This is a genomic window from Serratia sp. 14-2641, assembly GCF_001692375.1.
Taxonomy (GTDB): Bacteria; Pseudomonadota; Gammaproteobacteria; order Enterobacterales; family Enterobacteriaceae; genus Chania; species Chania fonticola_C.
Genome location: NZ_LXKR01000001.1, coordinates 134,840 through 151,149 on the forward strand (window position 1 = coordinate 134,840; position 16,310 = coordinate 151,149).

16 protein-coding genes are annotated in these 16,310 nt (G+C 56.8%); 10 read left to right on the forward strand and 6 right to left on the reverse strand.

Annotated elements, in window-relative coordinates:
- Positions 1 to 16 precede the first annotated feature (16 nt).
- The 4 genes from A6U95_RS00635 to A6U95_RS00650 are packed head-to-tail and all read left to right on the forward strand — an operon-like array spanning position 17 to position 3,677.
- On the forward strand, positions 17 to 385 hold the full coding sequence (locus A6U95_RS00635; RefSeq protein WP_065683062.1) for a copper resistance protein: 369 nt from the start codon (positions 17 to 19) through the stop codon (positions 383 to 385).
- 49 nt (positions 386 to 434) lie between these two features.
- On the forward strand, positions 435 to 2,468 hold the full coding sequence (locus A6U95_RS00640; protein ID WP_065683063.1) for a protein-disulfide reductase DsbD domain-containing protein: 2,034 nt from the start codon (positions 435 to 437) through the stop codon (positions 2,466 to 2,468).
- Positions 2,468 to 3,184 carry a DsbA family protein gene (locus A6U95_RS00645; RefSeq protein WP_065683064.1) on the forward strand — a complete coding sequence of 239 codons (717 nt, stop codon included), beginning with the start codon at positions 2,468 to 2,470 and terminating at the stop codon, positions 3,182 to 3,184. Before A6U95_RS00640 ends, A6U95_RS00645 begins: the two co-directional genes overlap by 1 nt.
- The gene (locus tag A6U95_RS00650; protein ID WP_065683065.1) at positions 3,177 to 3,677 is read left to right on the forward strand and encodes a protein disulfide oxidoreductase; all 501 of its coding nucleotides are present in this window, start codon (positions 3,177 to 3,179) and stop codon (positions 3,675 to 3,677) included. The genes A6U95_RS00645 and A6U95_RS00650 overlap by 8 nt, the downstream gene beginning before the upstream one ends.
- On the opposite strand, the gene A6U95_RS00655 is transcribed toward A6U95_RS00650, so the two are convergent.
- A complete protein-coding gene (locus A6U95_RS00655; protein ID WP_065683066.1) occupies positions 3,674 to 5,128 on the reverse strand; it encodes a PLP-dependent aminotransferase family protein in 1,455 nt (484 codons plus the stop codon). The genes A6U95_RS00650 and A6U95_RS00655 overlap by 4 nt on opposite strands.
- 168 nt (positions 5,129 to 5,296) lie before the next feature.
- Here A6U95_RS00655 and A6U95_RS00660 point away from each other — a divergent pair, with 168 nt between their 5' ends.
- The gene (locus tag A6U95_RS00660) at positions 5,297 to 6,283 is read left to right on the forward strand and encodes a DMT family transporter (RefSeq protein WP_065683067.1); all 987 of its coding nucleotides are present in this window, start codon (positions 5,297 to 5,299) and stop codon (positions 6,281 to 6,283) included.
- Positions 6,284 to 6,467: 184 nt separating this feature from the next.
- Entirely contained in the window at positions 6,468 to 7,097 is a 630-nt protein-coding gene (locus A6U95_RS00665; RefSeq protein WP_065683068.1) for a CatB-related O-acetyltransferase, read from the forward strand.
- A gap of 79 nt (positions 7,098 to 7,176) precedes the next feature.
- On the opposite strand, the gene A6U95_RS00670 is transcribed toward A6U95_RS00665, so the two are convergent.
- From A6U95_RS00670 to A6U95_RS00680, 3 genes are read right to left on the reverse strand one after another with little or no spacing between them, the layout of a single operon-like run.
- Positions 7,177 to 8,697, reverse strand: coding sequence for a tripartite tricarboxylate transporter permease (locus A6U95_RS00670; protein ID WP_065683069.1), 1,521 nt, complete (start codon positions 8,695 to 8,697; stop codon positions 7,177 to 7,179).
- An 11-nt stretch (positions 8,698 to 8,708) separates the two neighbouring features.
- Positions 8,709 to 9,140: a tripartite tricarboxylate transporter TctB family protein gene (locus A6U95_RS00675; RefSeq protein WP_065683070.1), complete on the reverse strand. Its 432-nt coding sequence runs from the start codon at positions 9,138 to 9,140 to the stop codon at positions 8,709 to 8,711.
- A 14-nt stretch (positions 9,141 to 9,154) separates the two neighbouring features.
- Entirely contained in the window at positions 9,155 to 10,135 is a 981-nt protein-coding gene (locus tag A6U95_RS00680) for a tripartite tricarboxylate transporter substrate binding protein (RefSeq protein ID WP_021178586.1), read from the reverse strand.
- Between the two features lie 123 nt (positions 10,136 to 10,258).
- Between A6U95_RS00680 and tctD the strand changes: the two genes are divergently transcribed.
- Together tctD and A6U95_RS00690 are read left to right on the forward strand one after the other, a co-directional pair.
- Positions 10,259 to 10,933 carry a transcriptional regulator TctD gene (gene tctD / locus A6U95_RS00685; RefSeq protein WP_024530652.1) on the forward strand — a complete coding sequence of 225 codons (675 nt, stop codon included), beginning with the start codon at positions 10,259 to 10,261 and terminating at the stop codon, positions 10,931 to 10,933.
- The gene (locus A6U95_RS00690; protein WP_024530653.1) at positions 10,920 to 12,332 is read left to right on the forward strand and encodes a sensor histidine kinase; all 1,413 of its coding nucleotides are present in this window, start codon (positions 10,920 to 10,922) and stop codon (positions 12,330 to 12,332) included. The genes tctD and A6U95_RS00690 overlap by 14 nt, the downstream gene beginning before the upstream one ends.
- A 213-nt stretch (positions 12,333 to 12,545) precedes the next feature.
- Here the strand turns inward: A6U95_RS00690 and A6U95_RS00695 are convergent, their stop codons facing one another.
- On the reverse strand, positions 12,546 to 13,439 hold the full coding sequence (locus A6U95_RS00695) for a DMT family transporter (RefSeq protein WP_065683071.1): 894 nt from the start codon (positions 13,437 to 13,439) through the stop codon (positions 12,546 to 12,548).
- A 108-nt stretch (positions 13,440 to 13,547) separates the two neighbouring features.
- On the opposite strand from A6U95_RS00695, the gene A6U95_RS00700 reads away from it, so the two are divergent.
- Positions 13,548 to 14,321, forward strand: coding sequence for a helix-turn-helix transcriptional regulator (locus tag A6U95_RS00700; protein ID WP_024485605.1), 774 nt, complete (start codon positions 13,548 to 13,550; stop codon positions 14,319 to 14,321).
- Between the two features lie 16 nt (positions 14,322 to 14,337).
- Here A6U95_RS00700 and A6U95_RS00705 read toward each other — a convergent pair whose 3' ends face one another.
- Complete coding sequence (locus A6U95_RS00705; RefSeq protein ID WP_065683072.1) at positions 14,338 to 14,919, reverse strand: common pilus major fimbrillin subunit EcpA; 582 nt, start codon at positions 14,917 to 14,919, stop codon at positions 14,338 to 14,340.
- Between the two features lie 214 nt (positions 14,920 to 15,133).
- On the opposite strand from A6U95_RS00705, the gene pdxB reads away from it, so the two are divergent.
- On the forward strand, positions 15,134 to 16,255 hold the full coding sequence (gene pdxB, locus A6U95_RS00710; protein ID WP_065683073.1) for a 4-phosphoerythronate dehydrogenase PdxB: 1,122 nt from the start codon (positions 15,134 to 15,136) through the stop codon (positions 16,253 to 16,255).
- The last annotated feature ends 55 nt before the right edge of the window (positions 16,256 to 16,310 follow it).

The following is a 16,310-nucleotide window of genomic DNA, read 5'->3' on the forward strand; positions in this document are numbered from 1 at the left end:
CGGCATTGAGGGCGTGATGATAAATCGGCAGCGGATTGCAAAATGTTTTTTAACCCTGGCTTGCCTGGTGGTACTGACGTGCCTCACCCAGCGCATGGCGGGCTTGCATACCTTGCAACTGGCCCTCGGCCTGCCCACTGTCAGCGTTAGCCAATCCTCGGCCAGCGGTGATGAAGAGGCCACCACCACGACTCCCTGTGAGCTGAGTGCCAAGTCGTTGTTGGCCTCTGCACCGGTGATGTTTGAAAACGTGCTGTTTGGCCTGGGGATGTTGCTGGTCCTGCTGGCTCCTATCATCGCTCCACGCCTGCCGTACCCTCCCGTACGCGTTATTTCCCCCACCACCCTCAGGGTCCATCTGCGATTATGCGTGTTCCGTGAATGAGTTAATCCCTCGCCAAACCGAGTGACTAATTTATTTATGGAGAACAACTATGTGGAATATCATCAGGCTGGCGTTGGCTTGCCTGTTAGTGCTTTGGCTACCTGCGACACAGGCAGCGGATAGCGGCTGGCTGCAAAGCCCGCAGAACGATCATGCGCAAGTCAGGCTGCGTGCCGACACCAGCAACGGGGATGAAACCCGTGTGCTGCTTGCTGTCGAGCTAGAAAAAGGATGGAAAACCTACTGGCGCTCACCAGGGGAAGGGGGCATTGCGCCAGCAATCACCTGGCAGGGCAACCCACCACCGGCAACCTGGTTCTGGCCAACGCCGCAGCGCTTTGACGTGGCAGGGATCTCGACGCAGGGCTATCAGCAGCAGGTAACTCTGCCCATCGTGTTAAAGGGGGCTGTGCCACAGCAACTGGCGGGAAGGCTTACCTTATCCACCTGCAGCAATGTCTGCATCTTGACCGATTATCCGTTCAAACTGGATCTCACCGCTCCGGCTGATCCAAAGTTCAATCACGACTTTGCTCAGGCGATGGGGCAGGTGCCGATTGCCAGCGGGCTGGTGGACAGCCTGCGTGCCGGTTATCGCAACGGTGAGTTGCAGATTAGCGCTGAACGCACTGCGGGTTGGCAGCAGCCTGAGCTGTTCTTTGATACGGTGGCGGAGACCGATTTGGGCAAGCCAACGGTCAGCAGTGATGGCGAGAGCCTGCAAGCGCGAGTTCCCGTAAGTGATGGTTGGGGAGATGCAGCTCCGGATCTGCGCGGTAAACAGTTGCGGCTGGTTATCAGCGATGGTGGGATCGCTCAGGAGGCTACGCTGACCATTGGCGGGCCGCTTGTTTTACCCTCCACCGCAGCTTTCCCCTTGTGGCAAGCGGTGTTGATGGCGTTAGCGGGCGGTTTCATTCTTAACCTGATGCCTTGTGTGCTGCCGGTACTGGGGATGAAGCTAGGCTCCATCTTGCAGGTTGAACAGCGCGATCGGCGTAGCGTGCGTTGGCAATTTCTGGCCTCTTCCTTGGGGATCGTGGTGTCCTTCATGGCGCTGGCCTTGTTGATGACGCTGCTGCGCCTGAGCAATCACGCGCTGGGCTGGGGGATCCAATTCCAAAACCCGTGGTTTATCGGTTTTATGGTGCTGGTGACGCTGCTGTTCAGCGCCAATTTGTTCGGCCTGTTCCACCTGCAACTCTCTTCCTCGTTGAATACCAAGCTGGCCACTCATAACGGGCGTGGCTTGAGCGGTCATTTCTGGCAAGGAGCGTTTGCCACGCTGCTGGCAACGCCTTGCTCGGCACCTTTCCTGGGAACGGCAGTCGCCTTTGCATTGGCGGCCCCGTTGCCGGTGCTTTGGGGTATGTTTGTGGCTTTGGGAATTGGTATGAGCCTGCCCTGGTTGCTGATTGCCGCATGGCCTACCTTGGCGTTACGCCTGCCGCGCCCTGGCCGCTGGATGAATGGGATGAGGCTGGTACTAGGTCTACTGATGCTGGTGTCTTCGCTCTGGCTGCTTAGCCTGATGACCAACCATATCGGCGTGAGACCGACTCTGATTGTCGGTGCCATCTTGCTGCTCGGTTTATTGCTGGCGGTGTGGCAACGGTTAGGTGCCCGGTCAGCGGGGATCGCGGCGGCAAGCGTCCTGGTGGTAGGCGGTTTGGCATTGCTGGTGGGATCGTTGACGGCCAGCCAATGGCGACAGCCGTTACACGACAACATCGCCTGGCAACCGCTTTCTGAGCAGGCGATTGTGCAGGCGTTGGCCGACAACAAGCGGGTGTTTGTCGACGTGACTGCCGACTGGTGCGTAACCTGCAAGGCTAATAAATACAACGTATTGCTGCGCGACGAGGTGCAAAAAGCACTCAGCGCCGAGGATGTGGTGGCGTTGCGCGGTGATTGGAGCCGCCCGTCTGAAAGCATCTCGACCTTCCTGCAACAGCGCGGCAGCGTTGCCGTTCCCTTTAACCAAATCTATGGCCCCGGCTCGCCAGACGGCGAAGTGCTGTCACCGCTGCTCACCCGCGAAGCCGTTCTGCAAGCCCTGTCTACTGCCAAAGGAAACCAATAATGAACAAGTTCCTGATGTTACTGCTGCTGATTGTCACCCCGGTCTGGGCTGCGGCACCTTTCACCGCCGAGCAGGAAGTGCGGATCAAAGAGCTGATCCGCGAAACGCTGGTCTCTAACCCGGATATTCTGGCGGAAGCGGTTAACGCCTGGCAGCAGCAAACCAACGGCCAGCAACTCGGCCAGGCGATTGAGCAAAATAGCAAAATCCTGTTCGACGATCCTGCCAGCCCAAGATTGGGGCCCAAGAATGCCAAGCTGACGCTGGTGGCTTTCACCGATTACAACTGCCCGTACTGTAAGCAGTTTGATCCGATGTTGGAGAAGATCGTCAACAAATATCCCGATGTGGCGCTGGTGGTGAAACTGCTGCCGTTCAAAGGGGAAAGCTCGATCGCCTCATCACGAGTGGCGTTGACGGCTTGGGAGCAGCATCCTGAACAGTTCTGGTCGTTGCATCAGCGCCTGATGGCGAAAAAAGGCTTTCATGACAATGCCAGCATCGCCGCAGCGCAAGAGAAAACTGGCGTTAAGCCGGTTGCCCCCAGCGAGCAGAGTATGACCTCGCTGCGCACCAATATGCAGTTGGCGGAACAGTTTGGCGTGCAGGGAACGCCTGCCACCCTGATTGGCGATCAGATGCTGCCGGGCGCGGTGTCTTATGAGGATCTGGAAGCGTTAGTGAAGCAGCAATTGGCGAAGGTAAAAAATGGCTAGGTTGCGGCGCTGGACGCGCGAACTGCTGATTTTGCTGTTGCTCGTGCTGGGCGTGACGTTCGCCATGGACTGGTGGCGGGCCCCGCAGGCTCCCTTGACCTTTGACCAACACATGTTGGAAACCTTGGACGGAGAGCCGGTGTCATTGGCGCAACTCAGCCAGGATAAACCTTTGTTGGTCTATTTCTGGGCCAGTTGGTGCGGGGTTTGCCGCTTTACCACGCCTTACGTGGCCAAGCTGGTGGCAAACGGCGGTAACGTGATGACCGTGGCGTTGCGTTCGGGCAATGACCAGCAGGTTGAACAGTGGTTGGCGGCTAAAAAGTTGCAACTGCCGGTGGTTAACGATGAGCAGGGCAAGCTATCGGCGCAGTGGCAGATTGGCGTAACGCCGACCATCGTGGTGATCTCTCAAGGCAAGGTAGTGCAGAGCACCACCGGCTGGACCAGCTATTGGGGTATGAAACTGCGGCTCTGGTGGGCCAGCGTTTAATTCCCCATAACCTCAACAATCGCCCGGCAAAGCCGGGCGATCCCTTCGGTAATCAGCTCCGGCGTATTGGCGGCAAAATTCAATCGCAGGCCATGTGCGCCGTGCTGTTCCTCAACATAAAAGCATTCGCCACGGGCAAAGGTGACCCCCTGTTGCCAGGCTATTGGCATCAACGTTGTGGTGCTTACGGCAGGTGGCAGTTCCAGCCAGATAAACAGCCCTCCCGCTGGAATTTCAAACCGACAGCCCGGTGGCAGGTGCTCGCTTAATGCAGCCACCATAGCATCACGGTGCTGGCGGTATATCCTTCCCGCCCGGCGCAACTGCTTGTCGTAGCTGCCAACGGTGACAAAGGCGTCCAGTGCGCGCTGGATCAGGTTAGAGCTGGTAAAGCTGTCGACGTGCTTGAGCCGCGAGAATTGCAGATACTGTTCGCTGTCCGCCACCAGATAACCGATGCGCATACTGGGCAGCAGCATTTTGGAGAAGGTACTGACATAAATCACCGTGCCAGCGGGAGCCATGGCGCGCAGTGACGGCAGGCTTTTACCGTTGTAACGTAGATCGCCAACAAAATCGTCTTCCAGGATCACTATCCCGGCCTGCTGGGCCAACGCCAGCAAGCGGCTGCGGCGGGCTTCGCTCATACAGCGCCCGGTGGGGTTATTGAAATTGGGGATGGTGTAGATCATTTTGGGCTGATGCCGGGCGATCAGTTCCGGTAATTGCTCAACGCACATGCCATGACGATCGCTGGGCACTGGGACAATGTTGATCTGATGCAGGCGCAGCAATCCCAGAGCTTCTGCATAGGTAGGTTCCTCGACAATCACCGTATCCCCTGGGCGTAATAGCGTCTGGAAAATCAGGCTGATGGCGTGTTGCGAGCCGTTGGTGATCAGCACCTGTTCGGCCCGGGTGGGGATACCTTGCGCGGTCAGGATCCGGCTCAGCGTGTCACGCAGCGGATAGTAACCACAATAATCGCCATAGCTGAAGGCCTCTTCTGCATGACGGCTGAGGATCGACAGCAGGATCTTGCGAAACGCCTCAAGCGGGAACACCTTGGGGCTACCGACGCCTGCGGCAAAGTTGACGATGTGCTCCGGCAAAGGAATATCTGGATAACCGTCCAGACGCGATGTCGTGGTGGTGAAACGATCCGCAGGGAATAGCTCGCTGGATGCTGGCCGTTGCTGCATGGGGGCCGGTTGCAGGTGGCGGACATAGGCACCGCTGCCACGCCGCTGTTGTAACAATCCTTTGGCCGTCAGTTCGGCGTAGGCACTTTCCACCGTCAGGCGGCTGACCGAAAGCTCGGCGGCCAGGCTGCGCGTTGACGGCAATTTATCGCCATCGGCAAAGGTGCCGCCAAGAATGGCGCGACGCAGCGCTTCTTCGATCTGAAGATACAGCGGAATATCCTGCTGACGATCCAGTGGAATATGCATGAAATTGGCCCGGTCATATAAGTCTATTTTCACTATATCCCATAGTAACAAGGCTTGGCACCGATAAAAGTGGCCTGCATAACATCGTGGCAAAGTGGCTATGGTGGCAAAATCTGGCCGCGTTAAAATCTGCACCAGATGATTAAGCGGTGGAATTTTGAGGGTGTTATGTCGTTACCGTCGGGTGTTGTAGCAGAACCAGTTGTGGTCAGTGGTGGGATCCTGCGGGGAACCAACCAGGGTTACGTGATCGCCATAATCAGTGCAATGCTGCTGGCCTTCACCGCCATCATCATCCGCGCGCTGACCGAGTATTACCATCTACCGACGTTTGTGCTGGCCTTCTGGCGTGCGGCCCTGGTGGCCCTGGTGTTGTTACCGTTATTGCTGCTGTTCAAACCGCAATGGGCCTATCTGCGCCGTGAGCAGGTGTCGTTCTACGCTGGCTACGGTTTGCTGTTGGCGCTGTTTAACAGCTTATGGACGTTGTCGGTAGCGCTCAATGGTGCCTCGGTGGCGACTATTTTGACCTACTGCTCGGTCGGTTTTACCGTATTCCTGGGCTGGATGATGTACAACGAACGCCTCAGCCTGCGCGAGTTGTTGGTGATTGTGGTCAGCCTGGGCGGCTGCTTCCTGGTCAGCAACGGCGACAGCATGGGCAACAGCCGGTTTGATCTGTTGGGGCTGATGGTCGGCATGCTGTCCGGCATTGGTTATACCTTGTATACCCTCGGCGGGCGTATCGCCAGCGAGCGGCGCTACCCGGTGTGGAATACCATCCTGTACGTATTCGGTTTTTCCGCCGTGTACCAGTGGTTGTTCAACACCTTGCTGACGTTTTTCCCCTTGGCGGCATTTCAAGGTATGGCGGGGGACCTGTGGTTTCTGTCCCAAGGCGTTCAAGGCATTCAGTGGAGCGGCTGGCTGTTGCTGCTCACGCTGGCCGCCGGGCCAACGCTGCTGGGGTTTGGCCTGTATAATATCAGCCTGAAAACCCTGCCGCTGGCGGTGGCTAACCTGATCCTGTCGCTGGAGCTGGTATTTACCGCGGTCATTGCCTATTTCCTGTTGGGGGAAAACATGAACCAGTTGCAGCTACTGGGGAGCGCGTTGGTGATGGGCGGGGTGTTGATGCTCAGAAAAGCCAAGTAGGCTTGGTTTTCTGCGCCAGTTTGTTACCATTGACCGCGAAACAACAGGGTGCAAACAGAAAATGATCATTAATCCAAGGTTAAAACGAGCGCTTATCGCTTGATTGGGCAGTGTTTTATGAACGGAAAACGCTGCCACTGACATTACGTTCCGTGGCTCTTGCAATAAATTAAGAGAAGAAGCCATGACTGAGAAACACTGGTCACAAGTAGAATTACTCCACCAGACGGTAACCAACCCCAATATCCTGATCAAGGGAACCCACAGTTATTACAGCCATTGCTGGGATGACAGCTTTGAACGTTCCGTGGTGCGCTATTTGCATGGCGATGCGGTCAGCCAGCAGTGGGAGCCCCTGGGGCAACTAGACAGGCTGCACATTGGCGATTATGTCTGTATTGGTGCCGAAGCGGTGATCCTGATGGGCGGCAATCATACCCATCGTATTGATTGGCTGAGCCTGTATCCCTTTATGGAAACCATCCAGGCGTCTTATTTGCCTAAAGGTGATACCAGCCTTGGCGATGGCTGCTGGATCGGGATGCGGGCCATGCTGATGCCTGGTGTGACGATTGGCGAAGGGGCGATAGTTGCCGCCGGTAGCGTGGTGACTGCGGATGTCGAGCCCTACGCTATCGTTGGCGGTAATCCGGCCCGGATGATTAAACGGCGGTTCTCTGCGGAGACAATCGAGCGTTTACTCGCGTTGCAGATTTACGATTTGCCCGCCGAGGCGTTCGCCAACATCCAGCCTTTGTTGGCCAGCGATGATATTACGGCGTTGGAGCAAGCTGTTGAGGTTATACGCCAATAATAAGTCGGGCGGTTTAACCCGCCCGATTTTCAACCGGCTCACAACATCGGGGCGCTGCATGTGCAGCGCCCTTTTTGCGTTACTCGACTTCCGTCGCTTCCCCAGTGATACGGCGGTGCTTGCGGAGTTTGCGCAGCAGTGGGGGTAACACCAACACCACGACGGCCAGCACCAACAGGCATTGGGCGATGGCACTGCTCCACAGAATGTCAAAGTTCCCATTGCTAATAGACAACGCCCGGCGCAGGTTTTGCTCCAGCATTTCCCCCAGCACAAATCCCAGGATCAGCGGCGACATCGGGAAGTGCATTTTGCGCAGGATATAGCCAAACACGCCTAGCCCCACCATTAGCAGTAAATCGAAGGTGGTGCTGTGCACCGCATAGACCCCAACGGCGGAAACGGCGGCGATCGCCGGTACCAGGAACCACAGAGGCACGGTCAGCATACGGGTGAACAGGCCAATCAACGGGATGTTCATGATCAACAGCATGACGTTGGCGATCAGCAGCGCGGCGATCAGCCCCCAAACGATATCCGGCTGTTCGGTGAACATTGCCGGGCCAGGGGTGATGTTATACAGCGTCAGTGCGCCCATCATGACCGCCGTAGTGCCTGAGCCCGGTACGCCCAGGGTCAGCATCGGGATAAACGAACCGCAGGCGGAAGCGTTATTGGCGGCCTCCGGCGCGGCGACGCCACGAATATCCCCTTTACCGAATGACTCACTGTTACCGCTGATGCGTTTCTCGGTCATATAGGTTAGCGCACTGGCAATGGTCGCTCCGGCACCGGGCAGAATACCGACGAAGAAACCGACAAAGGAGGATCTCAGGGTAGGGCCAACGCACTCGGCGGCCTCTTTACGGTTAAACAGCATACGGCCGGTTTTGCGGATCAGCTTCTGGCCCGTGCTGGTGCTTTCCAGCATCAGCAAAATCTCGCTGACCGAGAACAGCCCGATCACCACCACAATAAACTGAATGCCGTCGGAGAGGTGCACGCTGTCGAAAGTGAAACGATATACGCCGGTATTGGCATCCACCCCCACAGTGGCCAGCCCCAGACCAATCAGTGCCGCCAGCAGGGATTTCAACGGATTCTGGCTCATCATGCTGCCAAGGCAGGCAATGGCAAAGACCATCAGGGCAAAGTATTCCGCCGGGCCAAACGCCAGCGACCAGCGGGCCAGCATCGGGGCGAACAGAATAATGCCGATAATGGCGACCAGCGAGCCGGTGAAAGAGCTGACAGCGGAGATCGACAGGGCAACTCCTGCACGGCCCTGTTGGGCCATAGGGTAGCCATCCAGCGCGGTCATGATTGCGGCAGCATCCCCCGGGACGTTGAGCAGGATCGAAGAGATCCTCCCCCCGTATTCACAGCCGATATACACGGTGGCCAGCAGGATCAAGGCCGATTCGGCGGGCAGCTTCAAAGCGAAAGCCAGTGGTAAGAGGATCGCCACGCCGTTGATCGGGCCAAGGCCCGGCAACAGTCCGACGATGGTGCCCACGAAGCAGCCGATCAGGGCAATCATCAGGTTCTGGGGCAGCAACGCCACTTCGAACCCTTGTGATAAATACATCCAGGTTTCCATTATCGCTCCCGTTAGCTCAGCCAAACGCCGAGTGGCAGTGTGACATCCAGTAAATAATCAAAGGCGTAGAACAGAGAAACGCCCATTACGGCACCTGAAATCAACGCGGCTTTGATGCTGGCCTGGAACAGCAGGCCAATGCTGAAAGTCAGCAGAGCCGTTGCCAGTGGGAAACCGAGCCACTCGAATCCCCAGGCGTACAGCACCAGTGTGATTACCAGCACCAGCAGGCGTTGCAGCACGTTTTTATGTGGCCACTCGACTAACTGTGGCCGACGCAACAGCAGCAAGGCGGCACACAGGGCCATCAGGCTCAGGATGGCCAAAGGGAAGGGGCGTGGCCCCAAAGGTTCGTAGCTGTATTCGCTCTGGATGCCCCAACCGAGAAACAGGCCGCCGCCGCACAGCAGTAGCCACAGAGCAGCAAAAATACGATCGCTCATGCCAATCCCCCCGGTTATTTGGCCAGCCCGAACGCTTTGGCCTGTTCACGATACTGGGTAACCTGATTTTTCACGTAGGTATCCAATTCTTTGCCGGTCAGGTTGAATTCAAACAGGCCGCGTAGATCGCGCTGTTGTTTGAACTCCTCGGTTGCTGTCATGGTTTTGAAGGTGTCGATCCACCATTGATACTCGGCCTCGCTGACCTTTGGACCAAGGTAGAAACCGCGGATGATCGGCCACACCAGATTGAACCCCTGCTCCTTGGCTGTAGGGACGTTTGCCAGCTCTCCCGGCAGGCGCTCTTCGGCATACACCGCCAGCACACGAAGCTTATCTCCCTTCAGGTAAGGCACCATCTCGCTCAAATCGCCGGAGACCGCCTGAATGTGATTACCCAGCAGCGCGGTCACCGGCTCGCCGCCCCCTTCAAACGCCACATAGCGCATCTTGTGGGGATCTACGCCAACTTCACGGGCCAGCAGGGCGGTTTTCATCCAGTCCTGGCTGCCAATGGAGGCTCCAGCACCAAATACCACGCTGTTCGGGTCTTTTTGGAAGGCTGTCATCAAGTCTTTCAGCGTCTTGTAAGGCGAATCGGCACGTACGGCGATCATGCCGTAATCGGTACCCACTGCCGCCAGCCACTTAACATCATCCACGTTGTAGCGGCCAAACTTGCCTTGTGACAGGTTCAGCAGGGAACCGCCAGAGAACGCTACCACGGTGCCAAATTCGGCTGGCCTCTGGGCAACGATGGCGTTATAGGCAACGGCTCCCACGCCGCCGGGCATATAGGTGACGCGCATCGGCTTATCGATAGCCTTGGTTTCTTGCAAGGAGACCTGAATCAGTTTGCAGGTGAGATCGAAGCCTCCGCCGGGTTTGGCTGGGGCGATACATTCGGTGCGTTTTGGCGCTTCCACGGCGAACGCCTGGTTGGCCGCGAACAGCAGAACAGTGGCGGTAAGCGTACGGGTAATTATTGTTTTCATGACGTTTCCCCATCGGTTTTGTTTCAGTTTGTGAGAATCCCCGCTGACACGGGGTTGCCAAATTGTTAAAACATAAACCTTTCATTTACCTTTCAGCGACCGGGAAAGTTTACAGGATGTGATATGCGTCTCTTGTTAGTGGAAGATCACCCCGAACTGGCTCATTGGTTGCAGAAAGCCCTTACCGGCCTTGGGTTTGCGGTGGATGTGGCGATAGACGGCGTGGCGGCAGACCATCTGTTATTGCACGAGAGCTATGCGTTGGTGGTACTGGATGTCGCACTGCCCCGGCTCAATGGCCTGGATCTGTTGGCGCGGCTGCGTAAGCGTGGGCAGACTCTGCCAGTATTGCTATTGACGGCCCGTACCGAGGTGGCCGATCGGGTTAAAGGGCTGAATCTTGGGGCTGACGACTACCTCACCAAGCCCTTTGAACTGGATGAATTAGAGGCTCGCATCCGGGCATTGCTGCGCCGCAGCGTTGGTGTGACGCAACAGGCGTTGCAATACGGTTTGCTGACCTATCACGACGAGGGCTACTTCTTGCTGGCAGAAAAACCCCTGTCGTTAACTCCCCGTGAGCTGGCGGTGCTGACCACCTTGATGCATCGCCGTGGCCGTCCGGTCGCCAAGCAGCAACTGTTTGAGCAGGTGTTTACGCTCTCTGACGAAGCTAATCCCGAAAGCATCGAACTTTACGTTCATCGCGTACGTAAAAAACTCCAGGGGAGCAACGTGGCGATCGTGACGTTGCGGGGTCTGGGCTACAGCCTGGAGCTGTGCGATGAGGTGGTTTAAAGCACCGCGTTCGTTGTTCTATCAGTTGCTGCTGTTCTTTGGTTTGCCGTTGCTGGCATTGGGTGGGATCTCAATCTACACCCACTATTTCAGCGCGATGAGTGCGGCGACGCTGGCCTACGATCGTACCTTATTGGCGTCGGCCCGCACGGTGGCGGAGAGGCTGGTGGTGCGCAATCAGCGCCTGGAGGTGGATGTGCCCTATGTGGTGCTGGACAGCTTCGAGCGCAATATGAACGACCGGCTGTACTATCAGGTGATATCCCCCGAGGGGCGGAATATTTCGGGCTATAACGATTTGCCCAAGATGCCGCCCTATATTCCTCGTTCCAACCTCTATCCGGCTCTGGTGCATTTTTACGATGCGCACTATCGCGGACAGCCAATCCGCGTGGCGGCGCTGTTCCAGCCGGTGAATGAGGGCGGGGTTATGGGGATGGCGACCATTCTGGTGGCGGAAACGCTGGAGTCGCGGCGCTATCTGGCACGGCAGATGTTGCTGGCGGCGCTGCTCAGCCAGGGGACAGTGGTGGTATTGACGCTCATTCTGGCTTACATCCTGTTGAAAAAGCTGCTGCAACCGTTGCGCAAGCTGTCCAGCATGATGCTGCGGCGCGAACCGGGGGAGCTGACGCCTTTGCCGATGGTGTTGCCCTGGTCGGAAATGCAGCCGCTGCTGTTGGCATTCAACCGTTATATTGAGCGGCTGCGATTGATGGTGGCGCGTCAGGAACGTTTTAGTGCCGATGCCTCCCACCAGCTACGTACGCCGCTCACGGTTTTGAAAACCCAGGTAGGAGTGGCATTGGCCAGCGAACGGCCCGAGCAATGGCGTGAGAGTCTGGAAGGGATGAGCGCCACTCTGGACAGTACCGTCGCGTTGACCGATCGCTTGCTATACCTCTCGCGGCTGAAGGCGCACGAGCATCAGGCCGAGCGTAAGTTGCTGCCGGTTAATCTAGCGCAGGTGTTACGTGACGCCTGTTTTTCGCGGCTGCCGCAGGCCCGCAGCAAGCAGATCGATCTTGGCTACGAAGGAGCGGGAGTGTGTTGGGTGGGCGGTGAGGCGTTGCTGTTGGCGGAGCTTTGCGCCAACCTGTTGGATAACGCACTGAAATACACGCCAGCCAAGGGGATTGTGACCGCCCGTTTATTGATGGTGGATGGGCAGGGACTGTTAGAGATAGAAGACAGCGGGCCAGGCATTGCTCAGGATCAGACGGTCGCTGCGCTGCAACCGTTTCGTCGTTTGGATAACGTAGGCGATCAGCCTGGGGCTGGGTTGGGACTGGCATTGGTTAAAGATATTACCGCTTATCACGGCACCCGCCCGGAACTGCTGAGTTCTGACGCGCTAGGCGGTCTGTTGGTTCGGATACGCTTTAAGCTGTTGGGGTGAAAGGGGGCGTATTTCCCCCTCACCCCAACCCTCTCCCACAGGGAGAGGGAGCTGTTAGCCCTTATTCTGTTGGGAGAAAGAAGATCATCTCAGCAAAATTTGAGCGCCCCTCCATCCCAGATGAGTCAACTAATGCCCATGATTGATCACAGCACTTTCAAGCGAACTCGATCGGTCCTCCTGTGGGAGAGGGTTAAGGTGAGGGGCCGGTGATTACGGTGTTACGTTGCTTTTTCTACGCCCTAACGGCGTGCGCAGGCGCTGTGACAGGATCACCCCCAGCAGAGCGACACCGCCACCAATCAGATGGTAGCTATGCAACTGTTCATGCAGGAACAGAACCGCAATTATCGCGGTGAACACCGGTGCCAGGTTCATAAAGATCGACGCCTTATTCGCTCCCAGGCGCATCACCCCTTGGATCCACAGGAACGGCGCGGCAATCGAAGCAGGGATACCGGCAAACAGCACCAGTGGGATGTTCTGGCTGGTAAGCTGTACATCCTGTGCCATCAGGAAGTTCGGCAACAGCAGTACCACGCCAAACACAATCTGCACATACAGCGACTGCCAGTTGGGTAATGGGATCGCCCAGCGTTTGGTCAACACGCCGTATAGGGCGTAGGAGGCCGAAGCGGCGAACATCATCAGCTCGCCTTTGCCGATGCCGTGTTGCAGCAGCAGACCCGGTTGCCCCGCGCTAACCAGCCACACCAGCCCGCCCAGAGACAGGATGCTACCCAGTGCGATACCCACGGTGGGGGCAACGCGTAGGACAAAGATGCCGATTAACACAGTCAGCAGTGGGATCAGGGAGTTGAGGATGCCCATAAATAGCGCGCTGACGCTATGTGCGGCGTAATAGGCCAGGCTTTGATAGAGCACCATCCCCAGCAGGCCTAGGATCATTAGTTTCCACCAGTTGGCGCGAATGGCTGGCCAATTGCGGATCGCTCCTGGTAGCACGAAAGGGGTGAGCACGATCAGCGCCAATGCCCAGCGATAGAAGGAGATGGCCGCCGGATCGATGGCGGTTGCCGATACTTTACTGACTACGGCGTTAATCGACCAGATCAGCACCGCCAGCAGGGGAAAGAGCACGTTCATGATAATAATTCTCAACAACGAATAACATGCTGGCTAGTCTACCCGTGTCCGGTTTATTATATATAGTCAAAATCAGACAGCATTTCGCGAAATCAAGACAACTTCATCATGGCCGAAACCCGTAATTATCCCACCGCAGACGTTGCTGCTCCGCGCACGCTGTTTTTCCGCTGCGAAGAAACCAATGCAGATACTGAATATCTGCCGCACAGCCACGACTGGGGGCAGCTGATTTGCGTCAAAACCGGGGTGATCGCACTGAATATTGCCGGGCAGCGCTTTTTGGCCCCGCCGGAGTTTGCCGTCTGGTTGCCGCCGGGGATGGAACATTCCAGCCATAACCGCAAACCGGTACTGTTCCGCACCATCAATATCGCCAAATCCTTGTGCGCCGGATTGCCAGAAGAGGCCTGTTTGATCAACGTCTCGCCGGTGTTCAGCGCCATTGTTGAAGATTGTCTGGGGCGCAAAATGCTGGAGCCCACTAGCGAGGAGGATCTGCGTCTTTGCCGGGTGCTGATCGACCAACTGCGGATTTCCCCGGTCCAACAGACCTATCTGCCGACCTCGCAAGACAAGTTTTTGGGGCCAGTGTTACAGGCGTTGGAACGTTGCCCGGCGGATAACACCTCATTGGCGGTGTGGGCCAGCAAGGTGTATACCACTGAACGGACGCTTTCGCGCCGTTGCCAGCAGGAACTGGGCATGTCGTTTAGCGAGTGGCGGCAGCGCCTGCGCTTTTTACATGCGCTCTCACTGCTCGAACAGGGGAAAACCGTGCAGGATGTGGCGCTGGATGTGGGCTACAGCTCGGCTTCCGCGTTTATTGTGATGTTCCAGCAGATCGCCGGCACCACGCCAGAACGTTTCCGCCGGGCATGACAATCCCAACACGACATCAACTGGCCCAGGTTACGTCGAACCGAACGTTCACATCACCACTCCAGGTACCCGCTGGCAAGGTGCTGAAGTCGGTCACTGGGGTCGTGCCATCAGCCGTCGCGCCGATGATAGTGAAATCGAAGTGGTCTTGAGCACCCTGGCGGCCAGGCTGCTTGTCGGCGTTGGCAAGTTTACTCAGGTTACCGCCTGACCTACCGGCAGAAGTATCAATCAGGATGGTTTGAGCGGTTTTTGTTATCGCAGCGCCGTGGTGTTTAACCCCCACTTCCAGGGTAGAACCGGAAGTGCCTAACTGAGTCAGGGTATTGGAAACCAGTTTGGCGGTCAGTTTAATCGCGGTTCCTTCGCCTTCGAGAGCCACGTCGAACGCGCCTTGCTGGCTGTTGAAGCGCTTGACGCCCTCAGCATATTGGAAATAAAGGCTGCCAATGGGCGTAACGACCAATTGGCTGGCGGAGTCTTTCACCGCTATCGCAGGCCAGGTGGCCAATGCTTGTGAAGTCACGTTTTCAGCCTGGGCACTACCAACGGCTGTGAGTGTTGCAACGATCGCCAGAACAAGTGTCGCTTTTTTCATGGTTAACGCCCTTGATTTTCGATTTGTTTCTGCCCGTTAGCCGGTCGCTAACGCGAGGGTTCGCCTCCTTGCGTGATAATTATCGGAAAGAACTCAATAAAGCTTAGAAGAAAAACATCGTTATTTCACCGGGCATAACAAGCTTGGGTTTCCAAGCCATTCGGTGGCACACTATTTTGTAGTTACTGCTTACCTATACCCGTCGGAGAGTGACGTGAAGATACTGGTTGATGAAAATATGCCCTATGCGGTGGATCTATTTAGCCGCTTGGGGGAAGTACAGGCCGTGCCTGGCCGCCCGATCCCAACCGATGCGCTGGCCGGAGCCGACGCCTTGATGGTTCGCTCGGTGACCAAAGTGAATCAGGAGCTGTTGGCTGGCACCAAGATCGGTTTTGTTGGCACCGCGACGGCGGGGACCGACCATGTGGACGAGGCGTGGTTGCAGCAGGCAGGGATTGGTTTCTCGGCTGCCCCTGGTTGTAATGCCATTGCGGTGGTGGAGTATGTGCTTTCGTCATTAATGCTGTTGGCGGAGCGCGATGGCTTCTCTTTGCGCGATAAAACCGTTGGGATCGTGGGGGTGGGTAACGTTGGCTCTCGGTTGGATGCTCGCCTGAAAGCCTTGGGCGTGCGTACTCTGTTGTGCGATCCACCACGCGCCGATCGTGGGGACAGCGGCGAATTCTGGCCGTTGGAAAAGCTGGTGGCAGAGGCCGACGTGCTGACGTTCCATACCCCGTTGAACAAGACTGGCCCGTATAAATCGCTGCATCTGGCCAACGCGGATCTGCTGGATGCTTTGCCCGACGATCGCATTCTGATCAACGCCTGCCGGGGTGCCGTGGTACATAATGCCGCGTTGCTTAACGTGTTAGAGCGGGGTAAGCGATTGAGTACGGTACTGGACGTGTGGGAGCCGGAGCCGGATCTCAGCGTGCCGTTGCTGGATCGGGTGGATATCGGTACCGCCCATATCGCCGGTTACACGCTGGAAGGTAAAGCGCGCGGCACCACGCAGGTGTTTGAAGCCTTTGCTCAGCATCTTGGGCAGCCGCAAGCTATTGAGCTGGCCTCGCTGCTGCCGGTGCCAGAGTTCAGCGAAATCCGTCTCAATGGGCCGCTGGACGAAGGCAAGTTAAAACGATTGATGCACTTGGTGTATGATGTGCGCCGCGATGATGCGCCGCTGCGGCAAGTTGCCGGGCTGCCGGGTGAGTTCGATCGACTACGCAAGCATTATCAGGAACGCCGAGAGTGGTCTTCACTGCGGGTGCAGTGTAATGACAGCGCCAGTGCGGAACTGCTGCACAAACTGGGCTTCGGCGTTCTGTAACAGGGCGAGCATAAGGTTGCCTTAAGGCAATTGGCGGTAAAGTTTATCGGGCGGT

What these genes read in the sequence shown, in the direction of transcription:
- A6U95_RS00635 (WP_065683062.1), top strand. Translation starts at nt 17, where the DNA reads ATGATAAATCGGCAGCGGATTGCAAAATGTTTTTTAACCCTGGCTTGC.
- A6U95_RS00640 (WP_065683063.1), top strand. Translation starts at nt 435, where the DNA reads ATGTGGAATATCATCAGGCTGGCGTTGGCTTGCCTGTTAGTGCTTTGG.
- A6U95_RS00645 (WP_065683064.1), top strand. Translation starts at nt 2,468, where the DNA reads ATGAACAAGTTCCTGATGTTACTGCTGCTGATTGTCACCCCGGTCTGG.
- A6U95_RS00650 (WP_065683065.1), top strand. Translation starts at nt 3,177, where the DNA reads ATGGCTAGGTTGCGGCGCTGGACGCGCGAACTGCTGATTTTGCTGTTG.
- A6U95_RS00655 (WP_065683066.1), bottom strand. Translation starts at nt 5,128, where the DNA reads ATGCATATTCCACTGGATCGTCAGCAGGATATTCCGCTGTATCTTCAG.
- A6U95_RS00660 (WP_065683067.1), top strand. Translation starts at nt 5,297, where the DNA reads ATGTCGTTACCGTCGGGTGTTGTAGCAGAACCAGTTGTGGTCAGTGGT.
- A6U95_RS00665 (WP_065683068.1), top strand. Translation starts at nt 6,468, where the DNA reads ATGACTGAGAAACACTGGTCACAAGTAGAATTACTCCACCAGACGGTA.
- A6U95_RS00670 (WP_065683069.1), bottom strand. Translation starts at nt 8,697, where the DNA reads ATGGAAACCTGGATGTATTTATCACAAGGGTTCGAAGTGGCGTTGCTG.
- A6U95_RS00675 (WP_065683070.1), bottom strand. Translation starts at nt 9,140, where the DNA reads ATGAGCGATCGTATTTTTGCTGCTCTGTGGCTACTGCTGTGCGGCGGC.
- A6U95_RS00680 (WP_021178586.1), bottom strand. Translation starts at nt 10,135, where the DNA reads ATGAAAACAATAATTACCCGTACGCTTACCGCCACTGTTCTGCTGTTC.
- tctD (WP_024530652.1), top strand. Translation starts at nt 10,259, where the DNA reads ATGCGTCTCTTGTTAGTGGAAGATCACCCCGAACTGGCTCATTGGTTG.
- A6U95_RS00690 (WP_024530653.1), top strand. Translation starts at nt 10,920, where the DNA reads ATGAGGTGGTTTAAAGCACCGCGTTCGTTGTTCTATCAGTTGCTGCTG.
- A6U95_RS00695 (WP_065683071.1), bottom strand. Translation starts at nt 13,439, where the DNA reads ATGAACGTGCTCTTTCCCCTGCTGGCGGTGCTGATCTGGTCGATTAAC.
- A6U95_RS00700 (WP_024485605.1), top strand. Translation starts at nt 13,548, where the DNA reads ATGGCCGAAACCCGTAATTATCCCACCGCAGACGTTGCTGCTCCGCGC.
- A6U95_RS00705 (WP_065683072.1), bottom strand. Translation starts at nt 14,919, where the DNA reads ATGAAAAAAGCGACACTTGTTCTGGCGATCGTTGCAACACTCACAGCC.